Here is a 13,625-nt window from a genome sequence, read left to right as displayed (position 1 = left end):
TTTTATTGAATAATAAGTGATATGACTAATGTTGATGTGCCGCCGTGGGGTTCATGCCCCGTTTTAAAATGTACTCGCTGTAGAGCAGATACGCTCCGGTGATGACGACCCGGTCTCCCTCCTCAAGCCCTTCCGTGATCTCCACGGCGTCGAAGGTTTCCATACCCGTTTTGACCGGCTGCGGGTGGAATTTTCCTTTCCCTTCCGCTATCCATACGTGCGCGCCGGCCGCTTCCCTGATCACGGCATCCACAGGAATATTCAGCGTGTTGCCTTTGCTTTTAACCGGCAGCAGGATATTCACCTGCTGGCCCGGCTGCCATTGAAGGCCGGGATTATTTACCGTGCCCCGCACCTGTATGCGCTGGCTGTTGCTTTGCAGTGCCGGATCAATGAACTGTATGGTCATTTCCTGCGGTGCATGCTCCCAGCCCGCAACGGCTACTTTTACGGATTGCCCGGTCTGAACCGTCCTGGCTTCGGCTGGATAAATATCCGCTTCCACCCATAGCCGGTCATATCCCTCCAGCCGCATTATGGCGCTGCCTTCCTGAACATATTGGCCCGGTGATATGGACAGTTCGGCAACTATCCCGCTGACGGGGGCGGCATACGTAACATAAGGGCTGGTTTTGCCGGATCGCATCAGTTGATTGATCTGTGCATCTGACTGGCCATACAGCTGCAATTTTTGGCGGGCGCCTTCTTCGAGCTGCCGGAATTTTGCATCGCCGGGGAATTCCCTGACCTGGGCTGCTGTTATCATATACTCCTGTTGCAGGCTGGCCAGCTGCTCCGAATAAATGCTGTAAAGCGGTTGCCCTTTCTCTACTTTCACGCCCGTTTCCCTGACCTGCAATGTTTCGATGCGTCCGGCTATCCTGGCGGATATCACGGCGGTTCTCTCCGGATCAACGGCCAGTCTGCCATTCAGCTGTTTGTAGTTTGAAAGGCTGTCCTTTCCCGCTGTCATAACGGTGATGTTGGCCAGCGCTATCTGGCTTTCGCTTAAAGTGAGCGAAGCATCCGTATTGTTCTTTTCAAAGGGCACCAGGTCCATTCCGCAAATAGGGCAGGTGCCCGGTTTGTGCTGAATGATCTGCGGGTGCATCGGGCAGGTGTAGGTCTGCTGACCGGTCTCCGCCGTTTTGCTTTCGTTCTTTCCTTCGCAGGCAGCAAGCCATGCGAAGGGTATAACGGCCAAAGCTTTCAGAAAATTTATCCGCTGCATGTTGCTATGGTTTTATTTTTATGAAGCTTTCACTATCCACCAGGTAAGCGGCATTGGCGGCGATCTGCCAGTTCCGGATATCCGTAATGATCTGTACTTTGTCCTCCAATTCCGCGCCAACAGTTACGTCTGCAGGTTTATATACATCACCTTCTCTTCTGAAAACAACAGCCCTGTTCCCGAGGCGCCAGACCGCTTCCTTCGGCACCCAATATCCATCCGGGAAAACCACCGGCAAATAGGCCGTAAGCAGCTGGCCAGGTTTCAGGCCGCTGTCTTTGATATACACCCTGACCAGTACAAAGTTTCTATCGCGCTGAAAAACGGGTTCCACAAGGCCGATGAGACCGGCCTGCATGTTGTTGCGGTCATCAACGGGATGAAACAATAGTTTTTGCCCTTTTTTTATGCCGGCCGCCAGCGCCGGGGCAAAGGAAAACTCCGCCACCAGGCCGCCAGCTTCGTACACCGTAAACATGGTTTGCCCTGCATTGACGTATTGGCCTTCTCTCAGCAGAACGGGACTGGCAGCCGGGGCAGGGGAGGCTGCAGCAGGTATGGCGCTTCCACTCATGCCCATGCCGTCGCTCGCCGCAGGCAAGGCAGCCGGCATCGGTGCGGATGGCCCTTGTGGCCCGGTACTGCCGTTTTCCAGGATGTAGCCGTTGCTGTTGCTGAATACCGGGATGCGGTACAGGATTTTGCCGGTGCGCAATACCCCGGCTATACCGGAAGCGGGCATTCCCAGCAACAACAGCCGTTGTTTCGCTTTTTCCAGCATGGCAGCATCCTTCGATGCCGCGATCATCAACAGTTCCCGCTGTGCCGCGGCCAGGTCAGGGGAATATACCTCCATGATCAGCTGGCCGCGTTTCACCGGCTGATAGTTGTACCTGATCAGCAAACGTTCTATCCTTCCGCTGACCTTGCTGGCAATACCCGTCTTGCGGCGGGTATCATAGGCAGTGGCGCCGCTTACCTTCGCGGTGAATATGCGGGCGCCGCTTTCAGGCATGATGGCAGGGATGCCGGAGACAACCTGTGTGTTGACGGCTTTGGTCAGCGCGGTGCTGCTGCTGTCTACCACCAGTTCCCTGTTTGCGCGCTCCGGCGCTTCTCCCTTGCAGGAGGCCAGGCCGGCGGCGGCAATGAGCCCTATTATCGTACTAGCGATATAACTGTTTCTCATATTCAACGATCATTTCGTAAAGTTTCCCTTTCTCATCCAGCACTTCGGATTGCATCATGGTCAGCGCTTCCCAGGTATCCACAACATTGGTCAGTTCCAGCCTGTTTTCCTGGTAATTCCGGAAGTTGGCTTCCATCGCCAGTTGCAAGGCAGGAATGATCTTCTTTTCCATGTTGCTGATGCGGCTTTGCATGGATTGTATCTCGTACTGCATGCCATATAACATGCCTTGCGCCTCCTGCAGCATGGCGGCTTTCTCCTTTTCCATGCCCATGATGTTCAGCTCCATGGCCTTTATTTCGGATTTATACATCCTGGAGGCCCATGGCGCAATGGGAATGCTGATCATGCCCATGGCGCTGAAGCCTTTGGGCATGGAGGAGGACAGCGGTTGCATGTGATCGAACCGGAGCCTGAAATCCGGTTTCCTGTCATTTTCCATACTTTCGATGTTCAGCTGCATGGAGCGGATGCTTTCGTTCATCACGGACACATCCTTCCTGCGGGTGGCGAGGCTGGCGGTATCGTAGGAGGCCGCCGGGGAGAACGAAGGCGCATGGGCGGTGTCAATTTCAAAAGCCTGGTTGCCCGGCGCATTCATGAGGCTGTTCAGCCATGCTCTTGATTTGGCGATCAGGCCCTCCTGCATGCGGATCATATTGCGGTTCTCTTCGATCTTTGCATCCGCTTTATACACACTTCCCAAACTGGATTGATTGTAGGGATACCGTACTTCTTCGATCTTTTTCATCGTCTGCAATATCTTTTCGTTTTCCGTCAGCACCCTGATCTTCTGCATGGCGATCAGCCAGCCGTAATACAGCTGCTTTGCCCGGGCTTTCAACTCATTCAGGGTAACGTCCCGCCCTGCTCTTTCCACATCTCCCTGCGAGGCGATGTATTTCTTCCTGGCCTGGAGCTTTGCGGGATTGGGGATGTCCTGCTCCAGCTGGAACATCAGGTTTCCCCGGTCCCGGCCATCCATGAGCGTCTGACCCGGGTAGGGCGTCATGAAGGTGCCGGCGCCCACCATCGGGGCCATCCACGCGGTAGCGGCGTCCGCACTGTATCTGAACCCTTCTGCTTTCAGGCCGTAGGATTGCAGGAGCACGTTCTGCCGGTCGATACGGCTTAAAACACTGTCCAGCGGCAACACTTCCGCCTGCTGCGCATACAAGGACGGCGCGCAAAGCAGGAGGAGCCAGGTGAAAAGGCTAATGACGGACTTCATGTATTTGCAGTTTTCCATACTTCCTTAATTCATATTCTTTTGACATTAAAAAGATGAGCGGCGTTACCAGCAGGATATGCGTCGAAGAGGTCAGCACACCGCCGATCATCGGCAGCACGATAGGCTTCATCACATCGGTGCCCACGCCGGAGGCCCACAGTACCGGTATCAGGCCGAAGAGGGATACGCAGACCGTCATGAGCTTGGGCCGCAGGCGTTTGGCGGCGCCATGTACAACATGCTCCAGCAGGTCCTGCCGGGTGATGGTGTCCGCCGAATTTCCTTTTTTATTCACCAGTTGCTGCATGGCATCATTCAGATAGATCACCATCACGATACCCGTTTCCACCGCGATGCCGAATAAGGCAATGAATCCCACCGCCACCGCAACGGAGAGGTTGACGCCCCAGAAATATATCATATATGCGCCGCCGATGAGGGCAAACGGAACGGTGATCAGGCTCAGGAAGGCTTCGCGGATGGAATGGAAAGCGAAATACAGGGAAAAGAAAATGATGATCAGCACCAGCGGAGCCATCCATAACAGCGTCTGCTGCCCGCGGATCAGGTTCTCATATTGCCCGCTCCATTCGAGGTAATACCCCGGCGGCAGGATGCCTTTTGCTTCGTTCATTCTGCTAACCGCTTCCTGCACGGTGCTGCCCAGGTCGCGGTCGCGCACGTTGAACAGCACAGCCCCGCGGAGCATGGCGTTTTCAGACGTGATCATCGGCGGACCGTTCTCGAAGGTTATATCCGCTACGGCGGACAGCGGCACTTCGCCGAAGACCGGTGATATGACCGGTATCCGCCGGATACGCTCCACGCTGTTCCGGTAATCCTGCGCAAGCCTTACGCTGATGGAAAAGCGCTGCCGCCCTTCGATGGTGTTGCCGATGGGCGCCCCGCCCAGTGCTGTTTCAACGGTCTGGTTCACATCGTCCACACTCAGTCCGTAACGGCCAAGGTCAGCCCGGCGCACATCAATGCTCAGGTACTTTCCGCCCGTCACCGGCTCCACATAGAGGTCCATAATGCCGGGCGTGCCTTCCAGCGCCTTTTTTACCTTTTCGGAAACAGCTGCGATCGTGTCCAGATTCTGTCCGTAGACTTTCACGCCCACATCGGTACGGATGCCGGTGGCCAGCATATTGATCCGGTTGATGATGGGCTGCGTCCAGCCATTGACCACACCAGGGATCTGCAGTTTGGCATCCAGCTCGTTAATGATATCCTTTTTGGTCATGCCTTCCCGCCATTCCGATTTCGGCTTGAGCATGATGATCGTTTCGATCATGCTGATGGGGGAGTTGTCCGTTGCGGTACTGGCCCGCCCGGCCTTTCCCAGTACCTTTTCCACTTCCGGGAGAGATTTGATGATCTTGTCCTGCACCTGCAGGATGCGTTTGGCTTCCGCGTTGGATACATCCGGGAGCGTAACCGGCATGAACAGGATGCTCTGCTCATCCAGCGGCGGCATGAACTCGCTGCCCAGGCTCTTCAGCAGCGGAATGGTGATGGCCAGCGCCAACAGGTTCACGGCAATGGTGGTCTTCCGCCATTTGAGCACCGTACGGATAACCGGCTCATATATCTTCTCCAGTACACGGTTCACGGGGTTGGCATGGTCCGGCCGGAATTTTCCTTTCATGAAAAAGGATATCAGCACCGGCGCCAGGGTGATCACCAGCAAGGCATCCACCATCATGATGAACGTTTTGGTAAAGGCCAGCGGATGAAAAAGCTTGCCTTCCTGCCCCGTTAGCATGAACACCGGTAAAAAAGAGGTGATGATAATGATCGTTGCAAAGAATACGCCGCGGGAGACTTGCTTGCTGGACCGTTCTATTACTTTCAGCCGTTCTTCCTCGCTGATCCAATCCGGCGTTTTCTTTCCGGCTATTTTCCTGAACCAGTTCATGATGTTGATTTTTGTGCCGCTTCCCAGGCAGCGTACCGTTCTGAAAGATGTTTATACGCGTTCTCGCTCATAATGATCCCGTTATCCACGATCACCCCGATGGCCAGCGCAATACCGGTGAGGGACATGATATTGGACGAAATGCCGAAGGCATTCAGCAGGATGAAGCTGGCAGCCAGGGTAACGGGGATCTGGATAATAATGCTGAGGGCGCTGCGCCAGTGAAAGAGGAAGATGATAACGACGAGGGAAACGACGATCATTTCTTCGATCAGGGTATGTTTGATGGAGGATATGGATTCCCGGATCAGCTCCCCGCGGTCATAAACAATGTCGAATTTCACCTTCTCCGGCAGGCCTTTGGCCACTTCCTGCATTTTGGCTTTTACCTTCTCGATCACGTCGGCGGCATTCTCTCCGTATCGCATGACAACGATACCGCCTACACGCTCGCCTTCGCCGTCCTGGTCAAAGATCCCCAGTCTTGTTTCACCGGTCATTTGCACGGTGCCGATGTCCGACACTTTCACGGGGATGCTGTTCCGGGTTTTAACGGCAATATCCCCGATCTCTTCCCGGGATTGCAGGTAGCCGGAGGTTTTGATGATGTACCCGATATCGCTTAGCTCGAACTTCCTTCCGCCCGATTCATTATTATTGGCGCGGATGGCGCCGATCACTTCGGGAACGGAGAGGTTGTAGTAGAGCAGTTTGTTGGGATCGAGGGTCACCTGGTATTGCTTTTGAAAGCCGCCGAAGGATGCGATCTCGCTGACGCCATCTACATTCTGCAGGGCAAATTTTACGTACCAGTCCTGCAAGGCCCGTTGTTCGCCGAGATCCATTTGCGGCGCGTCCAGCGTGTACCAGAGGATATGGCCTACGCCGGTGCCATCGGGACCGAGTTGCGGTGTTATGCCGGCAGGCAGGGTCCGGGAAATGGTGCTCAGCCTTTCCAGCACTCTTGCTCTTGCCCAGTAGATATCTACATCATCCTTGAAAATGATGTAGATGAAGCTCATGCCGAACATGGACGACCCGCGCACATATTTGATGCGGGGAAGCCCCTGCAGGTTGGTGACCAGGGGATAGGTCACCTGGTCCTCGATCAGCTGCGGCCCCCGGCCCATCCATTCCGTGAACACGATCACCTGGTTCTCGGACAGGTCAGGTATGGCATCGATGGGATTTTGCTTCACGGCAAAGAATCCCCAGACAAACAGGACGGATGCAAGTATCAGTACAATGAACCTGTTGCGGATGGACCATTCGATAATACGATGTACCATAGTGATTATTGCTGGTAACCGGTTGTTGTGCCGGCTGGTATGATGAATAACAATAGCGGAGCGGACCTGTCAGCCGCGAAAATGGCTATGCAGGTCGTTCCGGGGCGGAAGATCCCCGGGGCAGGCAGTATCAGATCAGGAAGGTACAGTAAAGGATATGTGTTTCCACCGGGTTGACCCGGGGAGGGGCGTGGCTGACACGATGGGTATATTTTACCGGCAGCACGGCTGCAGCGGAGAAGTCGGGTTTACTATGCAGCGGTATGACCGCGCCGGCCGGCTGCATGAAATGAACGCTGCTTTCCTTGGATTGCTGGTCGTTATCGAGCTTGACGGTCTTATGCTCATCTTCACAGCAGCTTTTGGCGCAGATGCCCGTTTCGGGGCCGCATTTTTCGCAGGGGTGCTGTTCCCCATGCCACAATGCGACATCTACCAGTTTGCCATTGCAGTAATGCATGTGAAATGTGGCCCCTGTGGAAGAGGCCATATAAAGAACGGCTAGTATGAGTGCCACGATCTTTTTCATGCTGTACCAAAGGTAGGCATGCAGGAACGGATAATTGTTACATAATTTTGGTTTTCTGTTATGAAGTTCAAAAGAACCGGGCTGTGCCAGAAGCAGTTTACCCCGGTCTCATGCGTATCCCGGATGCCGCGCATCTCCGTCCCGTTCACCTACCGGTACTGCCCAACAGCAATGCCCGTTTCCACCGAAACAGCCAGCAATCGCTTCCGCCAGCGCTGCAACTCATTTTCCCTTTCTTCCGCGCTCATTCTTGCCGGCCCATATACAACATGCGGCGCCAGTACGGTGAAGCCGGTAAATTCGAGCATGCCCCGCTGGATGGGGCGCAGAATGCCGTCCATATCGCCGTTAAAGCCATCTTTTACGTAATGTTCTGCCGCGCCGCCGGTGGTGAGGGATAATAGCGCTTTTTTTCCGCTGAAGACGCCGGTTTCATACAGCCTGCCCTGCCCGTAAACGCGTCCCATGGCAAATACCCGGTCTACCCAGCCTTTAAGGATGCCCGGCACGCTGAACCACCAGAGGGGGAACTGCCAGATCATCAGGTCGCACCATTCCAGCTTTTCCTGTTCGGCTGCGATAAACGGTGCGAAAGCCCCGGTAGCGGTAGCATGCAGCTCCTCCAATTGTTGTTTGAAGTAATGAGGGTTTTCAAGTGCGGTAAAATTATCTTTCCCGGAAACCGGGTTGAACGGCATGGCGTAAAGGTCCGATATACGGAGGTCGTGCCCCGCTTGTAAAAGGGTTTCGCGGGCGGCGCCCAGCATGGCGCTGTTGAAGCTCTTCGGCTCCGGGTGTGCATAGATCAGCAATACTTTCATCTGTTTATCTTTTTTTGTGCCGGATGAAACCTGCGGTTGGGCGGATTCATCTGTCTTCAGCATGTTGAGGGCGTAAAATTAGCCCTGCCTTCGCTATTTTTGCAGTGTGTAACCGATTGTAGGGAACGAACAAAAATGTATGTCAAACAGAAAAGAAAACTCAACGAACAGTCTCAACCGGCAGGTGCTCAATGCGTTCTGCGGCGTAGTGTACACGCTTGATCTGATTGGCGGGCGCTGGAAAATGCTGATCCTGTATAAACTGGGATTGGGGCGAAAGCGTTTTTCCGAATTGCGGAAACATCTTCCGAATATCAGCGAACGGATGCTCACATTGCAGTTGAAGGAACTGGAAAAAGATCACCTCATTGTACGCACCGTGTACCCGGAGGTACCGGTGCGTGTGGAGTATGAGCTGACGGAACAGGCAAGGGTGTTAAGCCCCATCTGGCAGGAAATGGAAAAGTGGGGGGATGCGCACCGGGAGCGTTTTGGTGACCGGGCGGCTGTGAAGGCAGAAGGAGCCTGAAGTATTCAGTTTTTATACTTAAAATGTTATGATCACTTTTCCGAAAGCCTGGCCGGATTTAAACCTGTGGAAAGCATCCTGTACCTTTTCAACAGGAAAAACGCTGTCCACTACCGGCCTGATGTTATTCTTTTCGATGGCCTGCACCAGATCGCTCAGCTCCTGTGCGTTGCCAACGGAGTATGCCTGCAGCCGGATGTAGTTCGTGATTAGCGGAATGAGGTCAACCGTCAGCCGGGTGCCTGTCAGCAAGCCGATCAGTCCCACAAAACCATGCTGCTTTACCGAGAGGATGCTTTGTGCAATGGTATCCGTACCGCAAACATCCAGCGTCACATCTACACCTGTGCCGCCGTTCAGGCGTTTTACCTCACTGCTCCATTCCGGGAATGCCCTGTAATTGATCACTTCTTCAGCGCCCATATCCTTCAGCCGTTGCGCTTTTTCGCTGCTGCTGGTGGTGGCGATCACTTTTAACCCGAATGTTCCGGCGAGCTGCAGGGCAAACAGGGAAACCCCGCCGCTGCCTTGTGTCAGGATGGTTTGGCCTGCCCGGATATTGGCCTGCTCTACAAGGGTAGCCCAGACTGTTAACCCGGTTACCGGCAGAGGAGCCGCTTCTTCATCCGTCAGATTGTGCGGGCTGCGGACGAGGGTGTTTTCAGGTTGAACGGTGTAGGCCGCCAGCAGGCCGGGGCGGGAGAAGCCGGTTCTCAGCTGGTCGTGGTAAGGTGTATTCCTCCCGGCCTCCCAGCGGGAAATGAAGGGGATGATGACGCGGTCGCCCTTTTTCCAGCGGGTCACTTTGCTGCCCACTTCTTCCACGATGCCCACGCCTTCGGACACCGGGATGTGGGGGAGGGGGATGCCGAAGGGTATCCTGTTTTCCACAACGATCAGGTCGTGGTACTCCAGGGCTACGGCGGTAGTTTTCACCAGCACTTCATTTTCCCCGAAAGCCGGGGTGGGTATATCTGTCAGGTGTAAATGTTCGATGCCATGCTGTGTTAACTGGATTGCTTTCATTTTAATTTATTTACGGATCGGATGGTGTTTTGTTTGTTGATACTTTACGGGTCAGATGGGATGTTATTTCATCTGTTCATGTTGATATTTTACGGGTCAGATGGGATGTTATCTCATCTGGTTGTGTGCTGACAAATATAGTGTCTAAGCATGGTCTGCAGAGGGGGTTAAATAGACTTTGTAGCAGGTTGAATCAGACATCGGCCCCCTGTTTGCCTGTTTTATGGCAACCGGCCTTATTTATGCAGCTGTTATCATCCTTCTGCCGGGGTATTCCTGATACCTGGCAATTAGCGTAAAAAATATCCATTTTTCCCGGCCGCCTCCTATGTTCCTTCCGTCATCCGCCCGTTGTTCCGCAGACCTATAATAGGAACGGGTTCCGGGAAGCTCGGGGCTGTGGTAGCACTGTTGTTAGGGGCAGGCGGGATGGTGGTTGGAGGGATGGCCTTTGCGCGCTATCGGAGGATGACGCAGGGGCCGGGAACATAGGGCATTTTGATGGAGGCTGCGTGCATGCGGATTGAGGTGGCACAAGCTTTGTACTTCCTCTTTCATCAACAACCGTTGAAACCATGGCCAGACAAATTTTACATCAATCAATTGCTGTAGACGGCATCGATGTCTTCTATAGAACGGCCGGAGACAGGAAGCATCCACCACTGTTGCTTTTACATGGATTTCCTTCCTCATCGGCAATGTTTAAAAACCTGATGATCGCTTTGTCCGACAGGTGTTATCTCGTGGCCCCTGATTACCCCGGGTTTGGATTCAGCGCTTTCCCGGGCAGCCGTCATTTTGAATACTCCTTCAGGAACATATCGGACTGCATCAATAAATTTACGGATGCCATAGGCTTGAAGACTTTCACGGTCTATCTTCATGATTATGGCTGTCCCATTGGATTGCGCCTGTGCGTGAACCATCCTGAAAAGATAGAACGGATAATTGTCCAGAACGGCAATGCATATGATGAAGGTATTGGCCCGCAATGGGATGAAACGATAGATTATTGGCAAAACCCCACACCGGAAAAGAAAGAAAAGGTCGCCGGTTTCCTGAGTGAAGAAGGCACGAAGATGCAATATACCGCGGGAGTGCCGGAGGAATTATTACCCAGGATCAGCCCGGAATTGTGGATGCTTGATTGGGAACGTATGAAGCGGCCCGGCAATATTGATATGCAGTTTGAATTGAATTGTGATTTCAAAACCAATATCGACATGTTCCCTGTCTTTCAGGCGTATTTCCGTACGCATCAACCTCCCGCTCTGATCATATGGGGGAAGTATGATGTGTTTTTTGGTGTGGAGGAAGCGTATTGTTATCAGCGGGATTTACCTGATGCACAGGTTCATGTTATCGATGGCGGCCATAAGGCGCTGGAGACGAATTTTGATGAGGTGTTAAGCCTGATTGATGATTTTCTTTGTGAAAAAGGGGTAGTCAGGTAGCCGCATATAATCCATGACATCGCTGAATTTATCCTCTCTTAATGGTTTCCACTTCTTCAGGTGTTCAGGTGAATGAATATTTACCCGTACTTCAACACAGCCCGTTGTCCGCGTATCAGCGCTTCATCCGCATCTATCACCGCCGCCACGGGAATATTCAATACCTGGCAGGCCAGTGTATAAAGCGGGGTATGCAGCGGTCCCGCCACCAGATAAACGGGCATGCCGGGAGGCACCGCTTTCAGTTCCGTACCGATGAGCAAACCGCTTAGGTAAAAACGGTTGTGGGCCGGAGATATTTTTTTAAGCAATTGGTTAGTCCGCACCATAAAGGCTGCATGCAGCAGGTTCTCCGTCTGCCCGGCGTGTACGCCTTCAGTAAAGCAGGCGAGGGCGGCCGGGTCGTTCAGTAGTGTTCCATCATCCCCTACCGATGCGGCCAGGATGCTGTGCGTGGACAGCAGGTCAAAAAATTCGCCTGTCATGAAGCTTTGAAAACGAACCGCCTGATGATTGTTTACCACTACGTGTTTGGGATGTGTACCCGGCATCAGCAGCCATTGATCCTGTGTTGTATCGGGCAGCCAGGCAGCACAACCGGCTGCTTTGGTCTCTTCGCCACGCATCACATCATTCCCGCTGCGGGCGCCGGAAATAATGATGAACCGGGAAAAGGCATGCACGGCCAGATCTGTTCCGCTCAGGCTGAAGGGCAACTCCTTGTAGGGCAGCTCTACCATGCCAATACTGGAAGATGCCATGCCGGATAGCACGACCGGCACCTCCTGCAGCGGAATGCCCGTCCTTTCCGACAATGCATCAATATGCCGGTTGATGATCGCGGCAAAGAAATCTTCACGGGGGAGGGACGTTTGTTGCCATTGCTGGTAAGCGCCCGCAATACCGTTGTCTGATCTTTCTTCTGTAAGAACGTTCCCGCTGCCGGTTTCCACCAGCCGCAGCCGGAATGCGCTGGTGCCCCAGTCACAGCTTAAAAAATAATTCATCTGCGGTCTGTTGAATATGTTTTCATGCTATTTAAGTTATCTGATCATTCGCTATGCCGGAGAACATCATACCGGTAGCTTTCCGGCTATTCCTCCTCCATCTTTATCCGTTCCACATTCCCCACCAGGAAAATATACGAGCATGCCCCCAGCAGGCCCAGCACGGCCACAAATACCAATGCCGGCGCAAAACTGCTGCCGCTGGCCAGAAAGCCTATGGCGATAGGCACAATGATCCCCGACAGCTGACCGATGAAATTAAACACGCCGCCTGTCAGGTTGATGAGGTGTTTAGGCGGCAACGTAGATACAAATATCCAGGTGATGGAGGCAAAGCCTACCCCGAAAAAGGAGAGGGACATGAAAAAGATAATGAGCGCAGGCTCATCTACGTAATTAGCCCCGAGTATGAAAGCGGAGACCAGCAGACCGATGATGATGGGCCTTTTGCGAGCTTTTGCGGGCGATACGCCTCTTTTTACCAGGTAGTCTGACAGAAAGCCGGAACACAATATGCCGGTGAATGCCGCGAGGTAAGGCACCGAGGCCCAGTAACCTGATTTGATGAAGTCCAGCCCCCGATAATCTACAAGGTATTTCGGGAACCAGGTGAGGAAGAACCAGAGCGTGGAATTCACGGCAAACTGGCCGATATAAATGCCCCAGAGTTTGCGGTAGGAGAGTACGGCCTTCAGATCGGCCCAGCGGAAAGCGGTTTTATTGCCGGCCTGTTTGTCCACCAGCCCGCCGCCGCGCTCGATATGCTTCAGCTCAGCGGTATTGACGGCTTTGTGTTGCAGCGGATCACGATAGAACACGTACCATACAATGCCCCAAATTACGCCGATAAGGCCGGTGATCACGAACAGCCCTTTCCATCCGGCTTCCAGCTGGATCTTTGACAGTACCGGCATCAGGAAGGCCAGGCCAAGGAACTGGCCGGAAGTGTACACGGCAATGGCGGAAGCGCGTTCATTGTCAGGGAACCAGTTGCTTACCACCCGGTTGTTGATGGGAAAGGCCGGGGCCTCAAATACCCCGGTGGCCATACGCAGCCCGAAGAGGGTGGCGAAACCCCTGGCAAAGCCCTGCATCACGGTGGTGAGGGACCATGCAATGAGGCTGAACGCATAGAGGATACGCGGGCTGAAACGGTTCACCAGTATGCCGCCGGGTATCTGGAAGGCCAGGTACGTCCAGCTGAAGGCCGAAAAGATCAGCCCCATTTGCACCGGTGTAAAGTTGAATTCCTTGTCTATTTCAGAAGCGGCTACGGCCAGGTTGCTTCTGTCCATATAGTTGATCACCACGTTCACAAATATCAGGAACAATACCTGGTACCGTATTTTTGTAGGTTTTACGCTGGAATTGAGTGTTGTCATGTATCAGTTGCTGATC

13 protein-coding genes are annotated in these 13,625 nt (G+C 53.5%); 3 read left to right on the top strand and 10 right to left on the bottom strand.

The annotated features are described in order from the left end of the window. Positions 1-25: 25 nt before the first annotated feature. From FW415_RS17005 to FW415_RS16975, 7 genes are all read right to left on the bottom strand, one after another. Positions 26-1,231, bottom strand: a complete 1,206-nt coding sequence (locus FW415_RS17005; RefSeq protein ID WP_148387440.1) for an efflux RND transporter periplasmic adaptor subunit — start codon at positions 1,229-1,231, stop codon at positions 26-28. Between the two features lie 4 nt (positions 1,232-1,235). Then, entirely contained in the window at positions 1,236-2,420 is a 1,185-nt protein-coding gene (locus tag FW415_RS17000) for an efflux RND transporter periplasmic adaptor subunit (protein ID WP_148387438.1), read from the bottom strand. After that, entirely contained in the window at positions 2,398-3,651 is a 1,254-nt protein-coding gene (locus tag FW415_RS16995) for a TolC family protein (RefSeq protein ID WP_210420720.1), read from the bottom strand. The genes FW415_RS17000 and FW415_RS16995 overlap by 23 nt, the downstream gene beginning before the upstream one ends. Then, the gene (locus tag FW415_RS25565) at positions 3,635-5,572 is read right to left on the bottom strand and encodes an efflux RND transporter permease subunit (protein WP_256378878.1); all 1,938 of its coding nucleotides are present in this window, start codon (positions 5,570-5,572) and stop codon (positions 3,635-3,637) included. Before FW415_RS25565 ends, FW415_RS16995 begins: the two co-directional genes overlap by 17 nt. Continuing rightward, complete coding sequence (locus FW415_RS25560) at positions 5,569-6,861, bottom strand: efflux RND transporter permease subunit (protein WP_148387432.1); 1,293 nt, start codon at positions 6,859-6,861, stop codon at positions 5,569-5,571. The genes FW415_RS25565 and FW415_RS25560 overlap by 4 nt, the downstream gene beginning before the upstream one ends. Positions 6,862-6,991: 130 nt before the next feature. Next, positions 6,992-7,390, bottom strand: coding sequence for a hypothetical protein (locus tag FW415_RS16980; protein WP_148387430.1), 399 nt, complete (start codon positions 7,388-7,390; stop codon positions 6,992-6,994). Between the two features lie 149 nt (positions 7,391-7,539). Beyond that, entirely contained in the window at positions 7,540-8,274 is a 735-nt protein-coding gene (locus FW415_RS16975; protein WP_246858780.1) for an NAD(P)H-dependent oxidoreductase, read from the bottom strand. A gap of 76 nt (positions 8,275-8,350) precedes the next feature. On the opposite strand from FW415_RS16975, the gene FW415_RS16970 reads away from it, so the two are divergent. Continuing rightward, on the top strand, positions 8,351-8,740 hold the full coding sequence (locus FW415_RS16970; RefSeq protein ID WP_148387428.1) for a helix-turn-helix domain-containing protein: 390 nt from the start codon (positions 8,351-8,353) through the stop codon (positions 8,738-8,740). An 18-nt stretch (positions 8,741-8,758) separates the two neighbouring features. Here FW415_RS16970 and FW415_RS16965 read toward each other — a convergent pair whose 3' ends face one another. Continuing rightward, positions 8,759-9,766 (bottom strand): NAD(P)-dependent alcohol dehydrogenase, encoded by a 1,008-nt coding sequence (locus tag FW415_RS16965; RefSeq protein ID WP_148387425.1) that lies wholly within the window; start codon positions 9,764-9,766, stop codon positions 8,759-8,761. Positions 9,767-10,117: 351 nt separating this feature from the next. Here FW415_RS16965 and FW415_RS25785 point away from each other — a divergent pair, with 351 nt between their 5' ends. Then, positions 10,118-10,258, top strand: coding sequence for a DUF6223 family protein (locus FW415_RS25785; protein WP_371416995.1), 141 nt, complete (start codon positions 10,118-10,120; stop codon positions 10,256-10,258). A gap of 83 nt (positions 10,259-10,341) precedes the next feature. Next, complete coding sequence (locus FW415_RS16960; protein WP_148387423.1) at positions 10,342-11,220, top strand: alpha/beta fold hydrolase; 879 nt, start codon at positions 10,342-10,344, stop codon at positions 11,218-11,220. 80 nt (positions 11,221-11,300) lie between these two features. Here FW415_RS16960 and FW415_RS16955 read toward each other — a convergent pair whose 3' ends face one another. After that, positions 11,301-12,227 (bottom strand): 2-dehydro-3-deoxygalactonokinase, encoded by a 927-nt coding sequence (locus FW415_RS16955; protein WP_148387420.1) that lies wholly within the window; start codon positions 12,225-12,227, stop codon positions 11,301-11,303. A gap of 86 nt (positions 12,228-12,313) precedes the next feature. Continuing rightward, positions 12,314-13,609, bottom strand: a complete 1,296-nt coding sequence (locus FW415_RS16950) for an MFS transporter (protein ID WP_148387418.1) — start codon at positions 13,607-13,609, stop codon at positions 12,314-12,316. Positions 13,610-13,625: the final 16 nt, after the last annotated feature.

This window comes from Chitinophaga sp. XS-30 (assembly GCF_008086345.1).
GTDB lineage: Bacteria > Bacteroidota > Bacteroidia > Chitinophagales > Chitinophagaceae > Chitinophaga.
The sequence above is the reverse complement of the archived record's forward strand: the minus strand, read 5'-3'. Positions and strand labels throughout refer to the sequence as shown.

Coding starts and splice junctions, on each gene's coding strand:
- FW415_RS17005 (WP_148387440.1), bottom strand. CDS start 1,231: ATGCAGCGGATAAATTTTCTGAAAGCTTTGGCCGTTATACCCTTCGCA.
- FW415_RS17000 (WP_148387438.1), bottom strand. CDS start 2,420: ATGAGAAACAGTTATATCGCTAGTACGATAATAGGGCTCATTGCCGCC.
- FW415_RS16995 (WP_210420720.1), bottom strand. CDS start 3,651: ATGAAGTCCGTCATTAGCCTTTTCACCTGGCTCCTCCTGCTTTGCGCG.
- FW415_RS25565 (WP_256378878.1), bottom strand. CDS start 5,572: ATGAACTGGTTCAGGAAAATAGCCGGAAAGAAAACGCCGGATTGGATC.
- FW415_RS25560 (WP_148387432.1), bottom strand. CDS start 6,861: ATGGTACATCGTATTATCGAATGGTCCATCCGCAACAGGTTCATTGTA.
- FW415_RS16980 (WP_148387430.1), bottom strand. CDS start 7,390: ATGAAAAAGATCGTGGCACTCATACTAGCCGTTCTTTATATGGCCTCT.
- FW415_RS16975 (WP_246858780.1), bottom strand. CDS start 8,274: ATGCTGAAGACAGATGAATCCGCCCAACCGCAGGTTTCATCCGGCACA.
- FW415_RS16970 (WP_148387428.1), top strand. CDS start 8,351: ATGTCAAACAGAAAAGAAAACTCAACGAACAGTCTCAACCGGCAGGTG.
- FW415_RS16965 (WP_148387425.1), bottom strand. CDS start 9,766: ATGAAAGCAATCCAGTTAACACAGCATGGCATCGAACATTTACACCTG.
- FW415_RS16960 (WP_148387423.1), top strand. CDS start 10,342: ATGGCCAGACAAATTTTACATCAATCAATTGCTGTAGACGGCATCGAT.
- FW415_RS16955 (WP_148387420.1), bottom strand. CDS start 12,227: ATGAATTATTTTTTAAGCTGTGACTGGGGCACCAGCGCATTCCGGCTG.
- FW415_RS16950 (WP_148387418.1), bottom strand. CDS start 13,609: ATGACAACACTCAATTCCAGCGTAAAACCTACAAAAATACGGTACCAG.